Below are 22,589 nucleotides of genomic sequence, written 5' to 3'. Positions count from 1 at the left end.
AGCATGTCGCCCGAACAAAAAAACAACGGGGGTGACCATGAATCCTGGACAACGGCGCCCGCGCCTGCCGGCGCTCGCCCTGCTGCTGCCGGCGCTGCTGTTCGGGGGCGAGGCGGCGGCCGAGCGGCCGATGGTGGTGGACGACGCCGGCGCGCTGACGCGCGGCGACGGCAAGGTCGAATTCGGCTGGAGCCGGGCCGGCCGCACGCGCGGTTTCGATCTGGCAGCGGGCTACGTGCCGGTCGACGACGTCGAGATTTCCCTCGGTCTGGCGCGGACCCGCGACCACGCGGCCTCGCCCGACGAGAGCCTGCGCAGCACCAGCCTGGCCCTGAAATGGGTACCGCTGGTCCTCGCCAGCGGCGTTTCGGCCGGCCTCGCTTACAGCCGGCAGCGCGAACATGCCGCGCATGCCCCCGGCAACCGCGGCGAGACGCTCGGCCTGCTGCTCAGCTGGCAGCTCGACGGCGGCGCGCTGATACACGCCAATCTCGGCCGCAGCCACGTGCACCAGGCCGGGCCGAACCTGCGCCGCAACACCTGGGGCCTCGGCAGCGAGCTGCCGCTGGCGGAAACGCTGACCCTGACGCTGGAAACCTACGGCGCCGAACACCAGCGCCCGGGACGGCAGGCCGGGATGCGCTACCGCCTTGCCGACGGCCTCAAGCTCTCCGCTGCACTCGGCCGCTGCGACGGCGAACGCGTTGCCAGCCTCGGCATCGTCCGCGAGTTCTGAAGCGGCGTCTCCAGAAAAAAGGGCCTGCATCGCGCAGGCCCCAGCCGGTTCAGGCGTCGCTCACTTCAGGTCGAAGCGGTCGAGGGTCATCACCTTGTTCCAGGCGGCGACGAAGTCGCGGATGAACTTGGGCAGACCGTCGTCCTGGGCATAGACCTCGGCCAGTGCGCGCAACTGCGAGTTCGAACCGAACACCAGATCGACGCGCGAGGCGGTCCATTTGACGGCACCGGTCTTGCGGTCGCGGCCTTCGAAGCTGTCGGCAGCCTCGGACACCGGCTTCCACACCGTTCCCATGTCGAGCAGATTGACGAAGAAGTCGTTGCTCAGCACCTGCGGCCGGCGGGTGAACACGCCCTGCGGTGAAGCGCCGGCGTTGCCGCCGAGGACGCGCAGGCCGCCTACCAGCACGGTCATTTCCGGCGCCGACAGCGTCAGCAACTGTGCCTTGTCGATCAGCAGCTGCTCGGCCGACACGCTGTAGCGTGCCTTCTGGTAGTTGCGGAAGCCATCGGCCTGCGGTTCGAGCACGGCGAAGGACTCGACGTCGGTCTGCGCCTGCGTCGCATCGGTACGCCCCGGCGCGAACGGCACGCTGACGGCGACACCGGCGGCCTTGGCGGCGACTTCGACAGCAGCGCAACCGCCGAGGACGATCAGGTCGGCGAGCGAGACCTTCTTGCCGCCGGCCGCAGCGGCGTTGAATTGACGCTGGATGCCTTCGAGCACGCCGAGGACGCGGGCCAGCTGCGCCGGCTGATTGACTTCCCAGTCCTTCTGCGGTGCCAGGCGGATGCGCGCGCCGTTGGCACCGCCGCGCTTGTCGGAGCCGCGGAAGGTCGAGGCCGAGGCCCAGGCGGTGGACACCAGTTCCGCGGTCGACAGGCCGGCGGCGAGGATTTTCGCCTTCAGCGCAGCAATGTCGGCAGCATCGACCAGCGGGTGATCGACCGCCGGCACCGGATCCTGCCAGATCAGGTCTTCGGCCGGCACTTCCGGGCCGAGATAGAGCGCCTTCGGGCCCATGTCACGGTGCGTCAGCTTGAACCAGGCGCGGGCGAAGGCGTCGGCAAAGGCTTCCGGATCGTCGTGGAAGCGGCGCGCAATCGGCTCGTAGATCGGATCGAAGCGCAGGCTGAGGTCGGCCGTGGTCATCATCGGCGGATGCTTCCGGGCCGGGTCGTGGGCGTCCGGGATCAGGTGTTCCGGCTGGCAATCCTTGGCCACCCACTGGTGTGCGCCGGACGGGCTCTTGACCAGTTCCCACTCGTAGCCGAAGAGCATGTCGAAATAGCCGTTGTCCCACTGCGTCGGATTCGGTTTCCAGGCGCCTTCGATGCCGCTGGTCGTGGTGTGCACGCCCTTGCCGCTGGCAAAACGGTTGATCCAGCCGAGCCCCTGCTCCTCGAGCGCCGCGGCTTCCGGTTCCGGCCCGATCAGCTTGGGATCGCCGGCGCCGTGCGCCTTGCCGAAGGTATGGCCGCCGGCGACCAGGGCGACGGTTTCCTCGTCGTTCATCGCCATCCGGGCGAAGGTTTCGCGCACGTCGCGACCGGAAGCGACCGGATCGGGATTGCCGTCCGGGCCTTCGGGATTGACGTAGATCAGCCCCATCTGCACCGCCGCCAGCGGATTTTCCAGGTTGCGTTCGCCGGTGTAGCGGCTGTTCGGCTTGTCGCTGGTAGCCAGCCATTCCTTCTCGGCGCCCCAGTAGATGTCTTCTTCCGGTTGCCAGATGTCGACGCGACCGCCACCGAAGCCGAAGGTCTTGAAGCCCATCGACTCGAGTGCGCAGTTGCCGGCGAGGATGAACAGGTCGGCCCAGGAGAGCTTGTTGCCGTATTTCTGCTTGATCGGCCAGAGCAGGCGGCGAGCCTTGTCGAGGTTGGCGTTGTCGGGCCAGCTGTTGACCGGGGCAAAGCGCTGGTTGCCGGTACCGCCGCCGCCGCGACCGTCGGCAGTGCGGTAGGTGCCGGCGCTATGCCAGGCCATGCGGATGAAGAGGCCGCCGTAGTGGCCCCAGTCGGCCGGCCACCAGTCCTGCGAGGTGGTCATCAGCGCGTAGAGGTCGTGCTTGACCGCAGCCAGGTCGAGTTTCCTGAATTCGCTGGCGTAGTCGAAATCCGGGTCCATCGGGTTGGACGCCGGAGCATGCTGGTGCAGGATGCCGAGATTCAGCTGGTTCGGCCACCAGTCGCGGTTCGACTGGGTGCCGACGGTGCTGCGGGCACCGTGCATGGTGTGGAACGGGCACTTTTGTTCGTTGCTCATGACGCTCTTCCTCTCTCTTCGTGATTAACGGGCTGTTACGGTGAAGATAGCTTATGCAAATCAAACCGCGATCTCCATTTGGTTAATCCAATGATGATCATCAAGCCTGCCTATCGGACGAATTGGAAAATCCGGCGGCAAGGGGTAGAGTCCGCAACTTTTCCCCTTTTCGTTATAGCAGCCATGAAAGCAGCCAAGCGCAGAACCCGCTACCCGGCCATCTCCTTCCCGCCCGAACTCGACGCCATCCTCGACGCCGAAGTCCAGGAACAGGGCTACAGCAACAATCCCGACGGGATGAAGGCCTTCACCCGCTACCTCAAGCGCGCCGTCGCCTTCGAGCAGAAGCAGCGCTACGGCCGCTGACGCGGGCACCAGAAAAGCCAAGGGCCAGCAGCAAGCTGGCCCTTGTTTCGTTGCCGGTCGGCGGTTTTAGTTCAATTTGTCCGGTCGACCGCAACATTGCTTGAATTTCTTGCCGCTGCCGCAGGGACAGGGATCGTTGCGCCCGGTCTTGGGCTCGTCGCGCTGCACCGTGGCGCCGCCGCGCTTGGCGCGCCAGAAGTTGTACAGCGTCTGCACGATCACCGGCAGGTTGTCCTGGATGTCGGCCAGCAGACGCTCTTCCTCGGCCGGGTTGAACCAGCGCTCGCCGTTCTTCTCGGCATCTTCCTTGAGCATGCCGTTGAGCATGAACATCGGCTCGAGCAGCTCGGACAGGTCGTCGGCATGCTTGCCGGCGAGGTCGTACCAGTCGCCACCGAGCCCGGCACCATAGACATAGGCATCGGCCCAGGCCGCGAAATCGTAGTCTTCGGAGTCTTCCTCGAGCGGATAGAGCATCGGCGACACCGTCTCGTCGTCGAACAGCGACTTGGCGATGTCGTTGTTCAGGCGCATCAGCAGTTCGACCGTCTCGCCGACCACCGGATCGTTGCTCTTCTCGGCGCCGGGGCCGAGCACTTCCGGCAGCCACAGCGCCGGCTGGATCGGCTCGGGACTGCTGACCACGGCGCAGATCAGCGCCTGCGCTTCGTCGAGGCGCATCGCCTCCTCGCCGAAAACTTCTGCCTCGAGCAATTCTTCAAGCCGGTCGAGATCGGCCTCGGTCAATGGATTCGGGTTCATTTGCACTTCCTCGGGAATGGTTGAATCATAGCCCAGTTTCACGGTCCACCCGGAAAATCGAGGAAAAACCATGACCAGAATCGACAAGACTGACGCCGAATGGCGCGAGCAACTGGACGAACTCCAGTACCAGATAACCCGCCGCAAGGGCACCGAACGCGCCTTCACCGGCATTTACTGGGACTGCCACGAGGCCGGCACCTACCGCTGCGTCTGCTGCGACGCGCCGCTCTTCCGCTCCGAAGCCAAGTTCGACTCGGGCTGCGGCTGGCCGAGCTTCCACAGCCCGAACGACGAAAACCTGATCGACGAGCACGTCGACCGCAGCTTCGGCATGCTCCGCACCGAAGTCACCTGCCACCGCTGCGGCGCCCACCTCGGCCACGTCTTCGACGACGGCCCCGCCCCGACCGGCCTGCGCTACTGCATCAACTCGGCAGCGCTGACGCTGGCGCGGGATGAGTGAGCGGGGCGTTGCATCTGACGAAGGAGGATACGGGCAGTTATCGACCCAAAGCGGAAGTTCCCGCCTTGGTGAAGTGGACGTTCAATCGGGATAGACCGGTTATCGCGAGGTTCTAGTGATTTGTACGTAGATCGTTGTCGGATCACACGTCGTGCTACTTTCGGTGAAAATGCTTCCTTCCGACAGTTCCAGGCGATCAGAAAGTGCACTGTAGCTAGACGAAACGAATTTCTTCGCCGCCTCAGGTCTCCAGGCATAGTTGAACTTCAGCTTGTCGCCCTCTCGCTTGTATTCAATGTCGCCGACATAGACAATTTTTCCCGAAGGCGCCTGGAATGCCACAACGCCTTGTCCAATGCAAGGCATGTACCGGGGAGCCAACACGCCAATCCCTTCTGGAAGTATCTGAGCAATTCCATACCATTCCGGCGGAGACAGAGAAGGAACCTTCACAACTATGTATCCATCGTCTGGAAATGAGTTTGTGGTGGCAACCGAAAAAGAATCTCGGCTCCACTTTGTTCCGTCTACCCTGCCCTTAGCCAACGCGACACGATAGCGTGGCTGCACACCGATCACGAACACAGTTTCTTGGGGCGAAACCATTGCTGGTTCGTTCTTTGGCAAATTTGACGTGGTCACACAGCCAGATAGAAGAACAAGGAAAAAAAGTAGTGCGATGGGATTGAGCTTCATACAAGTCAAGTCGCTGTCCAAAAGGTAATGAACAAAAGAGATTTCCCCTTCCCGAGAGTGCGGCGAAAGCCGCAGGCAGCGTGAGCTGCCATGACTAGGTTTCCACACAAAACCAGTCCCTCGAAAACATTTCTATGGTCATTTTGGAAAGGTAAAGATTTCGTTGCAGCTTCACCGTGCGGAAGAATGTCTCCCGGGTCCCATTTATATGCCATTATGCCATTCAAATCGACTTCCGCTGTTGAGCATGAATTTCCAATGACAGGTATTGGCCGACAACAGTCAATCAGCCCCAACCTCCTACCCAGCCCTTTCCCGACTCCGCATGAATTGCCCCGGCGGCACGCCGAAGGCGCGTTTGAACATCGCCGAGAAGGCGGCCGGGCTGGCGTAGCCGAGTTCGGCGGCGACTTCGCCACTGGGGCGGCCGCGGCCGATCAGGTCGAGGGCGCGGGCCAGGCGCAGTTGCTGGCGCCAGGCACCGAAGCTCATCTTCAGTTCGTCGGCGAAAAGGCGCGCCAGCGTTCGTTCGCTGGCGCCGACGCGGGCCGCCCAGTCGGCCAGCGGGCGGTTGTCGGCGGGATCGTCGAAAAGCGCGCCGCACAATGCCTGCAGGCGGCGGTCGCGGGGCAGCGGCAGGCCGAGCGAGAGTGGCGGCGCGCGGCCGATTTCGCTGAGCAGCAACGCGATCATCTGCTGGCGGCGCAGGCTTTCGCCTTCGCCGAGCCCGCTCAGGGCCTCGATCAGCGCCCGCATCAGATCGGAGACTTCGACCACCGAACAGGCGTCAAGCGGTAGCGGCGCGGCGTCGACGGTAATGTTCACGGTGCGCGTCTCGACCTGGCCGAGCATCACCACCTCGTGCTCAATGTGCGGCGGAATCCACACCGCGCGGAAGGCCGGCACCAGCCAGGCCATGCCGGCGGCAGCGATGCGCAGGGCGCCGCGCAGCGGAAAGGCGAGCTGCGCCCAGTCGTGGCTGTGCGCCGGCACGTGGACGTCGGCCGGCAGGCGACGCAGGTTGACGGTGAGCGGTTCGGTGGCGGTCGGGGCGCGCCGCGGCAGGGGGTCGAAAGGCAGGGTTGTCAGCATTGCGATAATTTTTGTCGGAATATCGCGTTTGCGTCAATGCGCCGGCTGTTTAAACTGGTCGCCATAACAAAATCCACCCCGACCCCGAGATGACTACCGACACCCTGCCCCGCCCCGCCGCCGGCGACCTCGAGACGATCGCGCTGATCGGTTTCGTACACGGCGTTTCGCATTTCGTCCACCTCCTGCTGCCGCCGCTGTTCCCGTGGCTGATGGCCGAGTTCGGCCTCAGCTTCACCGCCGTCGGCGTGACGATGACGGTCTTCTTCGTGATTTCCGGGATCGGCCAGGCCGCCGCCGGTTTCTTCGTCGACCGCTTCGGCGCCTTCCGCGTGCTGTTTGCCGGCATCTGCTGCTTCGTGCTCGCCGGCATCACGCTGCATTTCGCCAGCGGCCTGGCCTGGCTGATTGCCGCCGCGGCGCTCGCCGGGCTGGGCAACAGCGTCTTCCATCCGGCCGATTTCACGGTGCTCAACCGGCGCGTCTCGCAGCCGCGCCTCGGCCACGCCTTCTCGGTGCATGGGCTGTCAGGCAACCTCGGCTGGGCAGCGGCGCCGGTGTTCATGACCGGCATCGCCGCCGTTGCCGGCTGGCGCGAGGCGGCGCTCGGCGCCAGCGTCGTCGCCGTCGTCGCCCTCGGCGTGTTGACCTGGCGCCGCCAGGCGATCGCCGACCCGCTCGCCGAACACGCCGCCAAGCCCGGCGGCGAGGCCGTGCCGCCGCTCGCCTTCCTGCGCGTGCCGGCGGTCTGGCTGTGCTTCCTGTTCTTCTTCCTGATCACCGCCGCCTTCGGCGCCATCCAGAACTTCGCCACGCCGATCCTGCAGGCGCTCTACGCCTTCAGCCTGGCCAGCGCGGCGACGGCGCTGTCCACCTACCTGCTCGGTGGCGCCGCCGGCATCGTCCTCGGCGGCTTCCTGGCGCAGAAGAACGCGCACGACGGGCTGATCGCCGGTGCTCTCGGCCTTGCCGCGCTGTTCGCGCTGCTGCTCGCCAGCGGCCTGCCGCCGGCCTGGAGCATCCTGCCGCTGATGGGCCTGATCGGTTTCTGCACCGGCGTCGCCGGTCCCTCGCGCGACCTGCTGGTGCGCCGCGCGGCGACGGCGCGCTTCGGCCAGGCGGCGTTCGGGCGCATCTACGGCTTCGTCTATTCCGGGCTCGACCTCGGTCTGGCGACGGCGCCGCTGATTTTCGGGCGGCTGATGGACAGCGGCAATTTCAGCGGCGTGCTGCTCGGCATCGCCATCTTCCAGGCGCTGGCCATCTTCACCGCGCTGCGCGTCGGCAAGGTCTGAGGTTCACGGTCGACGGCAAAAAACCGGCAAAAACCGCGTCGACCGTCAGATTACAGCCCGCGCGCCCAGGCCGGGCGCAGCTTCGCCTCGCCGGCGATGGCCTGGCGCACCTGGGCGAGCAGGCGATCCTTGTCGGCGCCGAGCGTGCCCTTGAGGATCAGCCAGTTCGACGCGTGGTCGGAACGAAAGACGGTGCGCTTGAGTTCCAGGCCGCTGAGGAAAGTCTCCATCTCGGCGAACAGTTCAGGCTGGGTCAACGGCTCCCAGCCGGGAAAACCGGCGCGCAGCCGCTGTTCGCCCTTGGGAAAGCTGACCACCAGCGTCGCCAGGTATTCCGGCTGGGTGGCGTTGGCCAGGCGCGCCGAGTTTTCCGCATGCTGGCGCGACAGTTCGCGCCCGCCGAGGCCGTTGAGGATCATCACCGAACGGCTGATGCCGGCGGCGCCGAGCTTGTTCAGCGCATCGACGGTGGAGTCGAAGGTTTCGCCCTTGCTGACGGCGGCGAGCACCGCGTCGTCGCCCGATTCGGCGCCGACATAGACCATGGAAAGCCCGGCGGCGGCGAGTTCGTCGATCTCCGACTGGCTTTTCTTCTTCAGGTTGCGCGGCAGGCAGTAGCTGGAAATCCGCCGCACCGCCGGCAGGTGGCTGCGAATCGCCTCGATCACGGTCAACAGCCGTTTCGTCGGCAAAACCAGCGCGTCGCCGTCGGCCAGGAAGACGCGGCGGATGTCGCTGCCGTAACGTTCGCCGGTGGCGCGGATGCTGTCCAGCACCTCGGCCTCGTCGCGGGCGCGGAATTTCTTCTGCGGCGCGGTGTACATCTCGCAGAAGGTGCACTGGTTCCACGAACAGCCGTCGGTCACCGGCAGGATCAGCGATTCGGCTTCCGACGGCGGCCGGAACACCGGCTCGACGTAGCGGATCGGGATCATGCGCCGGCCATCCTTTCGGCGAATACCGCCGGCACCTTGACCTTGCTGCGCGTCGCGTAGTCGAAGAAGACGATGCCGTGCTTGCCGCGCGCCACCTCGCGGCCGCTCGCCTGGTCGTTCAGTTGCCAGACCAGGTCGCAGCCGTAATCGTGGAAATCGGCGGCGGCGAAGGCGATCACCAGCGTCTCGCCGTGGAAGGCTTCGGAACGGTACTGGGCGGCGACGTCGGCGACGACGATGCCGGGCCCGCCGACATCGAGCTCGCTCCAGCCGAAATGCTTGAAGAAGCGCACCCGCGCCTCGGCGACCAGCATCAGCAGCGCGGCGTTGTCGAGGTGGTGGCCGTAGTTGATGTGCTGGATGTAGATCGGGATTTCGGTGCTGAAGACGAACTTCTCGGGCAAGGCGATCTTGATGCGGGGCATGGCGTCGGTCCGGCGGATAAAGGTCGCATTCTAGGCCGGCGGCTCATTTGCCGAACAGGCCCTTGAGCTTGTCGCCGAGTTTTTCCTCGAGCTTCCTGCCGGCCTTTTCCTTGAGCTCGGCCTTCTTCTCGTCGAGTTTGGCTTGCGCCGCGTCCTTGAGCAGTGCGTCGACCTCTAGCGTATAGGAAAGATCGTCGAAGGGCCCGCGCAGGCGCACCGGCACGGTGATTCCGCGCAGCTCGTCGCGCTCCTTGCCGGCCTGCCCCTTCGAGGTTTCGACGACGCTGACCCTGGCCAGGTAGTCGATGCGGCCGTTGCCGATGTCGATGTCGCCGGCGCCGCCCAGGCGCAGGAAAGGCGACTTCATCGCCAGGTCGTCGTTGTGGGCGACGCCGCCGGCGATCCGGAAGCTGGCGGTCAACTCGGAAAAATCGGTCTTTTCCGCCGCCTCGGCCGCGCTCGCCGCACTCTTGCCGCCGCGCAGCACGGCCTTCGCGTCGCGCAGCTGCTTGGCCAGGTTGACGCCGCGGATGGCGCCGTCGCGCAAGGCCAGCGAGGCCTGCCCGGCCAGCCCGCGCTTGAGCGCGTCGACCGTCTGGCCGCGCGTATTGACGTCGATGGCGACGCTGCCGCGACCTTCCAGCGGCTCCTTGCCGAGGACGTCGGCGAGCAGCGGCCGGATGTCGATGCCGTTCAGGTTCTGGCGCACCGTGAACACGTTGCCGCGGGCGCTGACGCCGAGCGCGCCGTCGAGGCTGCCGCCGTAAAGCCTGGCGCGCAGCGGCACGATGTCGAGGCGACCGGCGCCGGCGGCGAGCTTCATGTCCAGCGCCGACAGCTTCAGGCCGCGCACCTGCAACTGGCCGACCGCGACCTGGCCGCGGAAGTTCAGCCCCTCGAGCGGCGTCAGGTCGATCCGGCCGGCCGGCTTGGCCCCGCCGGCACCGGCGCTGCCCTGGCCGGCTGGCGTCGGGGCCGCGCCGGACCTGGCCGGCGGCAGGTAATGATCGACGTTGAGCTGGTCGATCTTCAGGTCGGCATTGAAAAACAGCGGCGAAAGGCGGTCGACCGTGACATTCAGCGCAATCTTCGAGGCATCGAGGCTGGTCTGGAGCGTCAGCGCGGCGCTCGATTTGCCGAGGTCGGCAGCAAGCTTGCCGGCCAGCGGCAGCTTGATGTTGCGCATCGGCAGCGCCGGACTGCTCAGCGCCAGCGTGCCGGCGAAGGCGGTGCTCAGTTGCTGGCCGTCGAGCTGCAGGCTGGGCAGTTCGATCCCGGCGTCGACGCGGTCGTCGCCGCTGCTGCCGCGCAGCGCCAGGCGGACATCGGCGATGCTCAGCCGACCGGCGGCACCGTCGGCCTGGATGCGGCCGGTCGAGAAATCGACGGCCGACAACTGGCTGAGCTTGCCGGCGGCTTCGTCGCGCCAGGTGATCCGGGCATCGCGCAGGGCCAGCCCGGCGATGTCAAGCTGCAGCGGCTGACTGCCGCCGCCGGTGGCGGCGGAATCGGCGGCCGCCGACGCGGGCTTGGCGCTGCCGCCGCGCAGGTCGTCGATGTTGAGGCTGCCGTCGCGGCGCTTGACCAGCGTCAGCGCCAGGCCGTCGATCTCGATCTGGCGGGCCTCGACCCGGCCGGCGAGCAACGGCATCACGGCCACCGCGACGCGCAGCGCCGCGAGCGAGGCGAAGGCGGTCTTGCCGTCGGCTTCCGACAGCCCGACCTGGCCGGCACTGACCGCGACCTCGGGCCACAGCGACAAGCCGACCTCGCCGTCGATGCGCAAGCTGCGTCCGGTCTTCGCCGCCACCTGCTCGATCAGCTGGCGCTTGATCGCGGCGGCGTCGAACATGGCGTAGGCGATGCCGGCGGCAACGACCAGCAAGCCGGAGAGGACGGCGAGTGCGACGGCGAGTTTGCGCAGGATGGACATGGGCGGGACTCCGGGTGGGCGAACAGCCTGCAGCCTAGCAAAAGCCGGCGGCGGCAACTGTTCGGAAATGTAAACGGAAGACCGCTGCGCTAGACTGGCGCGATGTCCGCCGTCCGTGAAACCTTCGTCGCCTTCCTGCGCCTTGGCCTGACCGCCTTCGGCGGGCCGGTCGCGCATCTCGCCTGTTTCCGCGAGGAATTCGTACATCGTCGCCGCTGGCTGAGCGACGCCGCCTACGCCGACCTGGTCGCCCTGTGCCAGTTCCTGCCCGGTCCGGCAAGCAGCCAGGTCGGGCTGGCGCTCGGCCTGCAGCGCGCCGGCTATCGCGGGGCGCTCGCCGCCTGGTGCGGTTTCACGCTGCCGTCGGCGATCCTGCTGATTCTTTTCGCACTCGGCCTGGCCGAATTCGGCCAAAGCCTGCCCCACGGACTGCTCGCCGGCCTCAAGAGCGTCGCCGTGGCGGTCGTCGCCCAGGCCGTCTGGGGCATGGGCCGCAGCCTCTGCCCGGACTGGCCGCGGCGCCTGCTTGCCCTGCTCGGCGCCGCACTGCTGCTGGCCTGGCCGGGTGTCGCCGGGCAACTGACGGTGATCGCCGGCGGCGCGCTGGGCGGGCTGGCCCTCGGTGCAGCAGTCCCGGCCGCCGGCCCGGAACGGCTCGCCGCCAGCATCAGCCGGCGCGGCGCGCTGCTCTGGCTGACGCTCTTTGTCGCCGGCCTGTTCGGCCTGCCCTGGCTGGCCACGACCTTCGCCGCGCCGGCGCTGGCCCTGGTCGATGCCTTCTACCGCGCGGGCGCACTGGTCTTCGGCGGTGGCCACGTCGTCCTGCCCTTGCTGCAGACGGCGATGAACGACCTTGGCCGGGGCGACAGTGCAAGCTTCCTGGCCGGCTACGGCGTCGCCCAGGCGGTGCCCGGCCCGCTGTTCACCTTCGCCGCCTTCCTCGGCGCCGCCGGCGGTACCACGCCGAACGGCTGGGCCGGCGGCCTGCTGGCGCTGCTGGCGATCTTCGCCCCGGCCTTCCTGCTGGTCGCCGGCGCTCTGCCCTTCTGGGACGCGCTGCGCGCCAACGCCCGCGCCCGGGCGGCGCTGGCCGGGATCAACGCGGCGGTGGTCGGCATCCTGCTCGCCGCGCTTTACGACCCGGTTTGGACCGGCGCCATCCACGGCCCGCGCGAACTGGCGCTAGCCGCCGTCGCGCTGGCCGCGCTGACCTGGGGCAGACAGCCGCCGTGGCGCGTCGTCGCCGGCTGCGCGCTGGCCGGGGCGCTGCTGCTCTAGCTTTTCGCTGCCGCGCCGCAGGCGTGGCAGAAGCGGGCGAAGGCGCTCTTGCGTTCGTTGCAGGCAGTGCAGTGGTCGAACAGGCAGATGCCGCAATGCGGACAGTAGTCGATCGCCGTGTTGGCCAGGTCGACGCCGCGTTCGCAGCCCGGGCAGACCTTCTTGCCCAGGCGCGCCAGGGCGACGTCGTAGGACAGTTCCTTGCGCCGTTCGACGTCGGGCAGCGCCTCGGCCTGCTTCTGCCGCTCGAGGTAGCGGTTCAGCGCCAGGATCGCGTAGCGGCCGACGAGCACGGTGAGGACGATGCCGACGCTGTAGCGGATCCAGCCGCCGTAGCTCGGGATGTAGGGCACCAGCTCGACGAAGAAGGCGAACAGCGCGAAGTAGATGAAGCCCCAGACGAACGGCCACCAGGTGCTCTTGCGCTGCCTGGCGAAGAGCCAGCCGGCGACGCCGAGCAGCGGCAGGGTCAGGGCCAGGCGATAGGCGAAGACGCGCAGTTCCTGGCTGCGCAGTTCGTCGCGGTAGCGCCCGCCGGCGGCGGCGCGCATGTCGTTGAGCCGGGTCTCGGCCCGGCTTTCCGCCTGCTGCTGGTCGAGCAGCGCCTGCTGCTGCGCCTGCACCGCCGCCAGCGCCTGGCGCTCGGCCGCCTTGAGCGTGTCGAGCTGGGCGCTGCGCGCGACCAGTTCGCGGTCCTGCTCGGCCAGCTGGGTGGCGCGCCGGGTGGCCAGCCAGTTGTTGAAGGTGTCTCTGGCGGTCGACGCGTCGGAACGGGCGATATTCAGTTTCAGCTGCGCCTGGTCGTGCGCTTCCTGGGCCGCCTGGCGCGCCAGGCGCGCCGCCTCGATCTCGGCGCGCAGGGCAGCGGCGGCATCGCGGTCGAGGAAGTCCTCGAGCGTCAGTTGCTGCTCGACGCGCGGCAGGTTCTCGACGATGTTGCCGCCCAGCCCGATCAGGAAGCTGGCAAAGACCAGGGCGACGATCCACAACCCGAAACGGAACCAGCGTTCCGACCAGCGCAGGGCCTTGCTCATGGGTGACGCCTCCTCAGTTACGTGAAGGCGTCATGTTACCGCTTATACCGAGATGCCCATCGGCTGGCAGTTGTCCTGGCAACCGACGACGCGCTCGATGATGCTGCGCACGCGTCCCATCGCTTCCTGGAGGACGTAGTCGAGGCTCTCGAAGCGGATGCCGTGGGCGCTGCTACCGCGCCCGGCGGCGTGGTTGGCGATGACGCTGATCGCCGCGTAAGGCACGCCCAGTTCGCGCGCCAGCACGGCTTCGGGCATTCCGGTCATGCCGACGATGTCGGCGCCGTCGCGCTCGAAGCGGTTGATCTCGGCGGCGGTCTCGAGGCGCGGCCCCTGCGTCGCGGCGTAGACGGCGCCGCGCTTGAACGGGATGCTCAGCGCCGTCGCCGCGTCGGCGATGCGGTCGGTGAGCGCGGCGTCGTAGGGTTCGGTGAAGTCGACGTGGGTGACTGGCGAGCCGACGCCGTCGAAGAAGGTGGACTTGCGTCCCCAGGTGTAGTCGATGATCTGGTCGGGGAGGACGATGTCGCCCGGCTGCAGGTCATCGCGGATGCCGCCGACCGAGGCCACCGAGATGATGCCGGTGACTTCGTGGTGATGCAGTGCCCACAGGTTGGCGCGGTAATTGACCATGTGCGGCGGAATGCTGTGGCCGTAGCCGTGGCGCGGCAGGAAGACCGCCGGCCGGCCGCAGATCTGGCCGAAGACGAGGGCGCCGGACGGCTCGCCGAAGGGGGTGCGAACGACCTCGCGGTGCGAGACGTCGAGGTTGGACAGGGTCGTCAGACCGCTGCCGCCGATGATTGCCAGCATGTTATTGACTCCGGTGTGCCAGCAGCGAGGCCAGCGTGGGAACCGCCCCGCGCAGCGCGCCGGACGATGAGGTGCCGGCCCAGGCCAGCTTGCGGTAAAGCGCGTCGGCGCGCGTGGCGGCAAACGGCAGGCCGGCCAGCGTCTTGCCGAGATGGTAGCGGCACAGCGTGTCGCGGCCGATGTCCTTGGCCTGCCAGGCGATCGCGGTGCGATCGACGAGGTGCAGCGCACGCACGCCGGCGAGGCTGGCGGCGAGTTCGGCCACGGCGCGGTGGATGCGTTCGCGGTAGGCGATCACCGCCCGCCCGCCATCGCCGTCGGCAGCGCCGGTGACCGCGGCGGGCGCGCCCATCAGCCAGCAGACGACGCTGTCCGGGGCAAAATCGGCGATTTTCTGCCGTTGACCGTCAGCCAGTGCGGCGACGTCGGCGGCCAGGCATTCCGCCGCCGGCGCCTGGGCGGCGGCCAGCTGCAGGCAGTCGTCGAGGCTGTCGACGACGAGTACGGAAAGTCCACGGTCGACCAGCGCGCGGGTGCCAAAACCGGGCCCGCAACCGATCTCGAGAACCCGCCGACCGGGCACCAGCGACGCCATCCAGGCGTAGTCGCCGGCGCGCGCGTAGGCTTCGCCCTCGGCCTGCCAGTAGCCGACGAAGCCGGCGACCGTGGCAGCGCTCAAGCCTCGTCCTTCTTGGCGTAGATCGCCGGCAGGTTGCGCCAGGCGCCGCCGGCATCCATGCCGAAGCCGAAGACGAAGCGGTCGGGCACGGTGAGGCCGACGAAATCGGCGGCCAGCGGCTTGTTCTTGCCGTTCAGCTTGTCCGAGAAGACCGCCGTCAGCACTTCCTCGGCACCGAGGCGGAGCAGGCTTTCCTTGACCGCGGCGAGAGTCACGCCCTCGTCGAGGATGTCGTCGACGACCAGCACCTTGCGCCCCTTGACCGGGGTCCACGGCGCCGTTCGCCAGGAAATCTTGCCGCCCTGGGTTTCCGGACCGTAGCGGGTGGCGTGCAGATAGTCGAAGTCGAGCGGAAAATCGAGGCGGGTCAGCAGTTGACCGCAAAAGACGACGCCGCCGGTCATCACGCAGAGCACCAGCGGGTAGCTCTCGGACAGACGGTCGCGGATCTCGGCCGCCATCCGGTCGAGCGTGGCATTGACCGCTTCGGCGCTGTGGATCACTTCGGCATCGGCCAGCATGGCCCGGGCTTGTTGGGTATTCATTCTCTCTCTCCCTGTTGTTCGGTCAATCCGACGGGGGCCGGCATGGTAGACCCCTGTTCATCGCATTTCAAGCAGCGCCAGCAGGCCGGCCTCATCGACCACCGCGACGCCCAGTTCGCGCGCCTTGTCGAGCTTGCTGCCGGCTTCCTCGCCGACGACCACGTAGTCGGTCTTCTTCGACACCGAGCCAGAAACCTTGCCGCCTGCTGCCTCGATCATGGCTTGGGCTTCGTCGCGTTTCAAGGTCGGCAGCGTGCCAGTCAGCACCAGCGTCTTACCCGCCAGCGGTGCCGGTGCAGCGGCCGTGACGCCCTGCGGCAAGGCGTCGAGCAGTTCCTGGCGGCGACGGGCGACGGCGGCGAGCAGGCCGCGCCGGCCGCTCTCATTGAGCCAGGCGAACAAGGCACTGATCACCTCGCCGGGCAGGCCGGCGACCGACAGCGTGGCGGCGTCGACGCTGCCGTCGGCCAGCGCTGCGCCGTCGGCGACGGCGGCCAGCTGGCCGGCGCGCTTGGCGGTCAGCTTGGGCACCACCAGCGCCGTGTAGATGTCGGCCCAGGCCAGGCGTTCGGCCAGGCCGGGATGCGGCGGATGTTCGTCGGCCGGGGTGACGCCGGCGGCAAGCAAGGCATCGACGGCGTCGAGATTGCGCTGCTCGGCGAAGAAATCGGCAATCGCCGCCGCCACCGTCGCGCCGATGTCGGGCAGCACGGCGAGCAGCGGCGCCGGCGCGCGGCGCACGCGTTCGAGGCTGCCCAGCCAGTCGGCCAGGGTTTTGGCGGTGGTCTCGCCGACGTGGCGGATGCCCAGAGCGAAAAGCAGTCGCGCCAGTTTCGGCGTCTTGCTCGCGGCGATCCCGGCGAGCAGGTTCTCGGCCCAGCGCGTCGGCGTCTGGCCGGCCTTGACCGTTTCCGGCACCGTGCCATCGCGCTCGTCGGCGCGCCGCTTCATTTCCAGCAAATCGTCCAGCGTCAGCCGGTACAGGTCGGCAACGCCATGCACGTAGCCGAATTCGACCAGGCGCTCGACGTAGCGGTCGCCGAGGCCTTCGATGTCCATCATGCGGCGGCCGGCGAAATGCAGGATCGCCTGGGTGCGCTGGGCGCTGCACGAGAAGCCGCCGGAGCAGCGGGTCACCGCCTCGCCCGGCTCGCGCAGCGTGTGCGCGCCGCACACCGGGCAGGCGTCGGGCATGGCGAAAGGCTGCGCGTCGGCCGGCCGACGTTCGGCGACGACGCCGACGACTTCCGGGATGACATCGCCGGCACGGCGCACGACCACCGTGTCGCCGACGCAGATGCCGCCCTTGCGCTCGACTTCGTCGGCGTTGTGCAGCGTCGCGTTGGTCACCGTGACGCCGCCGACGAAGACCGGCCGCAACCGCGCCACCGGCGTCAGCGCGCCGGTGCGGCCGACCTGGATGTCGATTGCCTCGACCACGGTCGACGCCTCCTGCGGCGGATATTTGTGCGCCACCGCCCAGCGCGGCTCGCGCGAGCGGAAACCGAGGCGGCGCTGCAGTTCGCGGTCGTCGACCTTGTACACCACGCCGTCGATGTCGAAAGGCAGGCGCTCGCGCAATTCGGCGATGCGTGCGTGGAAGCCGGCCAGCGCCTCGCCACCGGCAAGCACGGCGCGGTGCTCGCAAACCGGCAGGCCGAAGGCGGCGAGCGCGTCGAGCAAACCACTGTGCGTCTTCGGCTCGTCCCAGCCGGCGACCGCGCCAATGCCGTAGGCGAAGAATTTCAGCGGCCGGCTGGCGGCGATCGCCGGGTCGAGCTGGCGAACGCTGCCGGCGGCGGCGTTGCGCGGATTGACCAGGGTCTTTTCGCCGCGCGCCGCGGCCGCCGCGTTGTATTGCTCGAGATCGTCGCGGCGCATGTACACCTCGCCGCGCACTTCCAGCAGCGGCGGCGCTTCGCCTTGCAGGCGCAGCGGTATCTGGCCGATGGTGCGCAGGTTCTGGGTGACATCCTCGCCGGTGGCGCCGTCGCCGCGCGTCGCGCCGCGCACCAGCACGCCGTTCTCATAGCGCAGGCTGACGGCCAAGCCGTCGAACTTGAGCTCGGCAGCGTAGGCGATGGCCGGGGCGTCGGCCGGCAGTTCGAGCTCACGGCGGACGCGGGCATCGAAGTTGAGCGCGCCGCTCGACTCGGTGTCGGTCTCGGTCTGGATCGACAGCATCGGCACGTCATGCACCACCGGTGCGAACTGCGCCAGCGGCTTGCCGCCGACGCGTCGTGTCGGGGAGTCCACGGTCGACAGCTCGGGATGGGCATTTTCCAGCCCCTGCAACTCGCGGAACAGCGCGTCGTAATCGGCGTCCGGAATGGTCGGTGCGTCGAGGACGTAGTAGGCGTGGTTGTGACGTTCCAGTTCGGCGCGCAGCCAGGCGGCGCGCGCGGCGATTTCCGCTGCCGCCATCACGAGAACAGGCGCAGTGCCTGCGGCGAACCGGCGGGCATGCCGAACGACAGCATGGTCGCCTGCGGCTTGCCGATGAACTCGCGGCGGATGTGCTCGAGCTGGCTGTCGCCGAGCGGCTGGCGGTTGTCATCGACCAGCGCGCCCTGCAGGGTTTCGGCGAAGCGCCGGGCCTGCTCGGTCATCTGCATGAAGACGCGCTCGCCGTGATCGACGCGCGGCACGTCGAGGAGGAAGGTCAGCCCGTGCGTCGTCAGCGTGCGCAGGCCTTCGGCGGTGAACGGCGTGCTTTCGTAGTTCTGCAGGCTGAACTGCGGGCGGCCGTCGTCGTCGTAGCGGGTGAACATCCCGTCGAGGCCGAGGACCATGCCGGCGGCTTCGGCCAGCGCGCGGATCTTGGTCCCGGGGAAGGCGTTGCCGCGGCTGACCAGGTTGAGGCCGATCTCGAGGTCGACGGCGGCGCAGAAGCGGTCGATTTCGGCGGCCTGGTCGAGGACGCGGGTCGACGGCATGTCGGCGACCGCCATCAGTTCGTCGGCGAGCGCCTGCATGGCGCCGGTGAACAGCGCCAGGTCGCCGTCGGCGACCGGTCCGAGGCGATTGACCAGCTGCAGGCCGACACGCAGGCTGCGCACGGCAACGTCGTGGTCGCCGCGCAACCTGACCCACTCGCGGGTGCGCTCGTTGAAGCCGATCCAGTGCACCGGCTTGGCCAGGCGCTGGAGGACGTCGCGCTGCGAATTGAGTATCTGGTGCGAGGAAACCGGCTCGACCAGTTCCATGGCGACGATGAATTCGATGCGCGGATCGAGCAGCGCCTCGGGCAGCGGGCCGGCCGGCTGCTCCGGCGGGGTTTCGACGGCAGCGACCGGGGGCGCCGGCACGGCGACGACCGGCTCGGGCTCGGGCTCGGGCTCCGGTTCGGGCTCGGGTTCAGGTGCGGCGGCGATGCCGAGGTCCGGCTCGCGCGCATCGACCACCGGCGCCAGCGTGATTTCCTCGACCACCACCGGCGCCTCCCAGGGCGGCGGCAGGTCGTCGGGCTGCGCCGGCGGATTGACGAAGACCGGCTCGGCGACTGCCGGCGGCTCGACGAAGACCGGCTCGTCGCGGACGAACATCGGTTCGACCCGCTCGACCGCCGGCCGCGCCGGCTCGGCCACGGGCTCGGCCGGGGGGCGCCGCACCGGGTCGAGCAGGACGTCGTCGGGATGCGGCCGCAGCACCGACTCGGCGACCTTGCGGTGCCGGTATTCCTGCCACTTGTTGTAGGCGTATACGCCGGCCACCACGGTCAGGCTCAGGCCGATCAGTCCGATTTGAAGTTCAGTCACGCATCCCTCATCTTCAAGGCTTCCTCGATGTCCACTTCCACCACGCGCGAGACGCCGCTTTCCTGCATGGTGACGCCGACCAGCTGTTCGGCCATTTCCATCGCGATTTTATTATGGGAAATGAACAGGAACTGCGTTGCCCCTGACATTTTCTTGACCATGCTGCAGAAACGCTCGGTATTCGAGTCGTCGAGCGGTGCATCGACCTCGTCGAGCAGGCAGAACGGCGCCGGGTTGAGCTGGAACATCGAGAAGACCAGCGCGATCGCGGTCAAGGCCTTCTCGCCGCCGGAAAGCAGGTGGATGGTCGAGTTCTTCTTGCCCGGCGGCTGCGCGATGACCTGGACGCCGGCATCGAGAATCTCTTCGCCGGTCATCACCAGCTCGGCGCGGCCGCCGCCGAAGAGTTCGGGGAAAAGCTTGCCGAAATGGCCGTTGACCGTGTCGAAGGTGTTCTGCAGCAGGTCGCGGGTTTCACGGTCGATGCGGCGGATGGCGTTTTCCAGGGTTTCCATCGCCTCGGTCAGGTCGGCCGCCTGCATGTCGAGGTAGCCCTTGCGCTCGCTCGCCGTCTCCAGTTCCTGCAGCGCCGCCAGGTTGACCGCGCCGAGTTCGGCGATGGCGTTGCCCAGCCGGGTGATCTCGCCCTGCAGCGACGGCGGCCGCGCCTCGCCGAGCAAGGGCAGCAGCGCCGCCTCGTCGGCGCCGGCTTCGAGCAGCTGCAGCGCGAACTGCTCGGCGTTGAGCGCCGCCGCCTGTTCCTTGAGCTTGAGATCGCCGATCCGGGTGCGCAGCGGCTCCAGTCCCTGCTCGATCTTCAGCCGCTGCTCTTCCAGCGCGCGCAGCGCGTTGGTCGCCGTTTCCAGCGCGTCGCGCTTCGCCGCCAGCGTCAGTTCGGCCTGCTGGCGGGCGGCCAGCGCCTGCTGCAGCTGTTCTTCCATGACGTCGGCCGGTGCCGCCTCGACCTGCTCGGCGCAGGCGGCGCGGTCGCGCTCGATGCGGGCCAGTTCGCGCTGGGCGATCGCCTGCTGGGCGAAGATGTCCTGCAGCTTGCCCTCGGCCTCGCGGGCCGAGAATTGCGCCTCGCGCAGCGCCCGGTCGAAATCGGCATTGCGCTCGCGTTCGGCGCGCACGGCGCGTTCGCACTCGTCGAGCCGGGCCTGGGCGCCGGCGACCAGCACGCGGATGCGGCCGAGACCGTCGCGGATTTCCTCGATCCGCTCGTCGGCGGCCATCTCGCGCTCGCGCTCGCCCTCTTCTTCCTCGGCCAGTTCGGCGAGTTGCTCGGCGATGCGTTCCTTCTGCTCGTTGTAGCGGGCCAGCGCCTGGCTCAGCTTGAGCGCTTCGAGCTGGACGTGGTGCACGCGCTGCTGGCGGTCGGTGACGTACTGGCGGGTCTCGTCGATTTCTTCCTGCTTGTCGGCGTACTGCTCGTCGAACATCGCCGCCTGTTCGCGCAGGTTCTCGCTTTTTTCCTCGGCCAGCGCGATGCCCTCGGCGAGCGCCTCGATCTCGCGCTGGCGTTCGAGCAGGCCGTGCTCGCCCTGGTCGGGCGCGAAGAAGGTCAGGCTGCTGCGGGTGAGCAGGTCGCCGCCGCGGGTGACGACGACGGCGCCGGGCGCCAGCGTCTCGCGCAGGGCCAGCGCCTCGGCCAGCGTTGCGGCGGTGGCGACGTTGCCGAGCCAGTCGGCGAGGGCCGCGGCGATGCGCGGATCGTCGCAGCGCACTTGCTCGAGCAGCGTTTTTGCCCGATTCGGCAGGTCGACCGTGACATCGCCGAGGATCACCGACAAGCGGGCGTCCGGCCGGTCGTGCAGCCATTCGGCGAGCTTTGCCGGATCGTCGCCGGGAATCGCCGAGAGGCGCTCGCGCAGCACCGCTTCGACCGCCTCTTCCCAGCCGGCCTCGACATGGATCCGCTGCCACAGCGCCGGCGCATCGGTCAGGCCGTGCCGGGCCAGCCATTCCGGCAGCTTGCCGCTGCCGGCGGTCTTCGCCTGCATCTGCTCGAGCGCGGCGCGGCGGGCCTGGCCGGCGGCGAGTTCGCGCTCCAGCCTTTGCAGTTCGCCGTGCACGGCCTTGCGTTTGGCTTCCAGCTGGGGAATTTCCTCCTGCAACTGTTGCAGGTGTTCCTGATCGCCGGCCAGCTCCTCGCGCAGCAGCTCGAGCTCCTCTTCCTTCTCGGCGACCTCGAGTTCGTCCGGCGCTTCGCCGAAGGTCTCGTCGCGCAGCCGCTCGCGGCGCTGGATCACCGCCTGCAGCGAACGCTGCGCGTGCGCCTTGTTGGTCAGCTCGACTTCCAGCTTCTGCTCGCCGTTGGCGGTACGCGTCTTCAGCCGCTGCAGCTCCTCGAGCGCCTGCGCGTGGTCTTCCTCGACCTGCGGCGCCAGGTTCATCTGGGCATGCAGGCGCTCCTCGGCCTCGTCGACGCGCAAGCGCGTGACTTCCTGCATTTCTTCCCAATGTTCACGGTCGACCGTCAGTTTTTCGGCATTTTGCGTCCACCGCGCCAGCTCGTCTTCCAGCTGCACCAGCCGCGCCTCGAGCTGGCTGCGCGATTCGCGGCGATGGCGGATTTCCGCTTCCAGCCGGGCAACTTCGGCATTGGCCGCGTACATCTCGCTTTGCGCGTTGTGCAGCGCGTCGCCGGCGGCGAAATGCGCTTCGCGGGTGGCCTCGGCGCGCGCCTCGGTCTCGCGCAGCGCGGCACTCTGCGCTTCCAGCTCGGTCGTCGCGCGTTCGACCTCGAGCGCCAGCCGCTGGCGCTCGGCCTCGGCTTCGCGCTTTTTCAGCAGCCAGAGCAGCTGCTGCTTCTGCACCAGCTGCTCGTTGAGCGCGTGGTAGCGGCGGGCGACCTCGGCCTGCGAGGCCAGGCGTTCGATCTGGTGGCCGAGCTCCTCGCGGATGTCCTCGACGCGCAGCAGGTTTTCGCGCGTGTCTTCCAGCCGGCCGTTCGTTTCCTTGCGCCGCTCCTTGTAGCGGGTGACGCCGGCGGCTTCCTCGAGGAAGACGCGCAGGTCGTCGGGCTTGGCCTCGATGATGCGCGAGATCATCCCCTGGCCGATGATCGCGTAGGCGCGCGGCCCCAGCCCGGTGCCAAGGAAGAGATCGGTGATGTCCTTGCGCCGGACCTTGAGGTTATTGATGAAGTAATCCGACTGGCCCTGCCGCGTCAGCACCCGCTTGACCGACAGCTCGGCGTACTGCGACCACTGGCCCATGGCCCGGCCGAGCGAGTTGTCGAAGATCAGCTCGACCGAGGCGCGCGACACCGGCTTGCGGTTGGTCGAGCCGTTGAAGATCACGTCCATCATCGACTCGCCGCGCAGTTCCGAGGCTTTCGACTCGCCGAGCACCCAGCGCACCGCGTCCATGATGTTCGACTTGCCGCAGCCGTTCGGACCGACGACGCCGACCAGTTGCCCGGGCAGGGACACCTGGGTCGGATCGACGAAGGACTTGAAGCCGGCGAGTTTGAGTTTGATCAGGCGCATGCGCGGTCAGC

Annotated in this window: 19 protein-coding genes; 5 read left to right on the top strand and 14 right to left on the bottom strand. The window is 68.0% G+C overall.

Annotated features, from left to right (window positions below; all coding sequences use genetic code 11):
* Positions 1-37: 37 nt before the first annotated feature.
* Complete coding sequence (locus DFR40_RS13580; protein WP_121459036.1) at positions 38-736, top strand: hypothetical protein; 699 nt, start codon at positions 38-40, stop codon at positions 734-736.
* Between the two features lie 60 nt (positions 737-796).
* On the opposite strand, the gene katG is transcribed toward DFR40_RS13580, so the two are convergent.
* Positions 797-3,007, bottom strand: a complete 2,211-nt coding sequence (gene katG, locus DFR40_RS13575) for a catalase/peroxidase HPI (RefSeq protein ID WP_121459035.1) — start codon at positions 3,005-3,007, stop codon at positions 797-799.
* A gap of 183 nt (positions 3,008-3,190) precedes the next feature.
* Here katG and DFR40_RS13570 point away from each other — a divergent pair, with 183 nt between their 5' ends.
* Positions 3,191-3,373, top strand: a complete 183-nt coding sequence (locus DFR40_RS13570; protein ID WP_121459034.1) for a hypothetical protein — start codon at positions 3,191-3,193, stop codon at positions 3,371-3,373.
* Between the two features lie 66 nt (positions 3,374-3,439).
* Here DFR40_RS13570 and DFR40_RS13565 read toward each other — a convergent pair whose 3' ends face one another.
* Entirely contained in the window at positions 3,440-4,135 is a 696-nt protein-coding gene (locus DFR40_RS13565; RefSeq protein WP_170160228.1) for a YecA/YgfB family protein, read from the bottom strand.
* Positions 4,136-4,205: 70 nt separating this feature from the next.
* Between DFR40_RS13565 and msrB the strand changes: the two genes are divergently transcribed.
* Positions 4,206-4,601 carry a peptide-methionine (R)-S-oxide reductase MsrB gene (gene msrB / locus DFR40_RS13560; protein WP_121459071.1) on the top strand — a complete coding sequence of 132 codons (396 nt, stop codon included), beginning with the start codon at positions 4,206-4,208 and terminating at the stop codon, positions 4,599-4,601.
* A 99-nt stretch (positions 4,602-4,700) separates the two neighbouring features.
* Here the strand turns inward: msrB and DFR40_RS17065 are convergent, their stop codons facing one another.
* Together DFR40_RS17065 and DFR40_RS13555 are read right to left on the bottom strand one after the other, a co-directional pair.
* Complete coding sequence (locus DFR40_RS17065) at positions 4,701-5,297, bottom strand: hypothetical protein (protein ID WP_147431337.1); 597 nt, start codon at positions 5,295-5,297, stop codon at positions 4,701-4,703.
* Positions 5,298-5,597: 300 nt separating this feature from the next.
* Positions 5,598-6,389, bottom strand: coding sequence for an AraC family transcriptional regulator (locus DFR40_RS13555; protein WP_121459032.1), 792 nt, complete (start codon positions 6,387-6,389; stop codon positions 5,598-5,600).
* 89 nt (positions 6,390-6,478) lie between these two features.
* Here DFR40_RS13555 and DFR40_RS13550 point away from each other — a divergent pair, with 89 nt between their 5' ends.
* Positions 6,479-7,684 (top strand): MFS transporter, encoded by a 1,206-nt coding sequence (locus DFR40_RS13550; protein ID WP_121459031.1) that lies wholly within the window; start codon positions 6,479-6,481, stop codon positions 7,682-7,684.
* Between the two features lie 50 nt (positions 7,685-7,734).
* Here DFR40_RS13550 and DFR40_RS13545 read toward each other — a convergent pair whose 3' ends face one another.
* Genes DFR40_RS13545 through DFR40_RS13535 form a run of 3 tightly spaced genes read right to left on the bottom strand, consistent with a single transcriptional unit; the run spans position 7,735 to position 10,977 of the window.
* The gene (locus tag DFR40_RS13545; protein ID WP_121459030.1) at positions 7,735-8,619 is read right to left on the bottom strand and encodes a radical SAM protein; all 885 of its coding nucleotides are present in this window, start codon (positions 8,617-8,619) and stop codon (positions 7,735-7,737) included.
* Positions 8,616-9,044 (bottom strand): acyl-CoA thioesterase, encoded by a 429-nt coding sequence (locus DFR40_RS13540; protein WP_121459029.1) that lies wholly within the window; start codon positions 9,042-9,044, stop codon positions 8,616-8,618. The genes DFR40_RS13545 and DFR40_RS13540 overlap by 4 nt, the downstream gene beginning before the upstream one ends.
* Before the next feature lie 43 nt (positions 9,045-9,087).
* Positions 9,088-10,977 (bottom strand): AsmA family protein, encoded by a 1,890-nt coding sequence (locus DFR40_RS13535; protein WP_170160227.1) that lies wholly within the window; start codon positions 10,975-10,977, stop codon positions 9,088-9,090.
* A 102-nt stretch (positions 10,978-11,079) separates the two neighbouring features.
* On the opposite strand from DFR40_RS13535, the gene chrA reads away from it, so the two are divergent.
* Complete coding sequence (gene chrA / locus DFR40_RS17060) at positions 11,080-12,255, top strand: chromate efflux transporter (RefSeq protein WP_147431335.1); 1,176 nt, start codon at positions 11,080-11,082, stop codon at positions 12,253-12,255.
* Here the strand turns inward: chrA and DFR40_RS13530 are convergent.
* Genes DFR40_RS13530 through smc form a run of 7 tightly spaced genes read right to left on the bottom strand, consistent with a single transcriptional unit; the run spans position 12,252 to position 22,578 of the window.
* Positions 12,252-13,289, bottom strand: coding sequence for a zinc ribbon domain-containing protein (locus DFR40_RS13530; RefSeq protein ID WP_121459027.1), 1,038 nt, complete (start codon positions 13,287-13,289; stop codon positions 12,252-12,254). The two genes, chrA and DFR40_RS13530, sit on opposite strands and share 4 nt — an antisense overlap.
* Positions 13,290-13,331: 42 nt before the next feature.
* Positions 13,332-14,102, bottom strand: coding sequence for an S-methyl-5'-thioinosine phosphorylase (locus DFR40_RS13525; RefSeq protein ID WP_121459026.1), 771 nt, complete (start codon positions 14,100-14,102; stop codon positions 13,332-13,334).
* A gap of 1 nt (position 14,103) precedes the next feature.
* Positions 14,104-14,781 (bottom strand): class I SAM-dependent methyltransferase, encoded by a 678-nt coding sequence (locus DFR40_RS13520; RefSeq protein ID WP_121459025.1) that lies wholly within the window; start codon positions 14,779-14,781, stop codon positions 14,104-14,106.
* The gene (locus DFR40_RS13515) at positions 14,778-15,326 is read right to left on the bottom strand and encodes a hypoxanthine-guanine phosphoribosyltransferase (protein ID WP_121459024.1); all 549 of its coding nucleotides are present in this window, start codon (positions 15,324-15,326) and stop codon (positions 14,778-14,780) included. Before DFR40_RS13515 ends, DFR40_RS13520 begins: the two co-directional genes overlap by 4 nt.
* Before the next feature lie 57 nt (positions 15,327-15,383).
* A complete protein-coding gene (ligA, locus tag DFR40_RS13510; protein ID WP_121459023.1) occupies positions 15,384-17,750 on the bottom strand; it encodes an NAD-dependent DNA ligase LigA in 2,367 nt (788 codons plus the stop codon).
* On the bottom strand, positions 17,750-19,084 hold the full coding sequence (locus DFR40_RS13505; RefSeq protein WP_121459022.1) for a cell division protein ZipA C-terminal FtsZ-binding domain-containing protein: 1,335 nt from the start codon (positions 19,082-19,084) through the stop codon (positions 17,750-17,752). The genes ligA and DFR40_RS13505 overlap by 1 nt, the downstream gene beginning before the upstream one ends.
* Positions 19,081-22,578, bottom strand: coding sequence for a chromosome segregation protein SMC (gene smc / locus DFR40_RS13500; RefSeq protein ID WP_121459021.1), 3,498 nt, complete (start codon positions 22,576-22,578; stop codon positions 19,081-19,083). The genes DFR40_RS13505 and smc overlap by 4 nt, the downstream gene beginning before the upstream one ends.
* Positions 22,579-22,589: the final 11 nt, after the last annotated feature.

Source organism: Azonexus fungiphilus (assembly GCF_003634965.1).
GTDB lineage: Bacteria > Pseudomonadota > Gammaproteobacteria > Burkholderiales > Rhodocyclaceae > Azonexus > Azonexus fungiphilus.
Note: the sequence above shows the minus strand (reverse complement) of the source record. Positions and strands in the feature narration are given on the sequence as shown.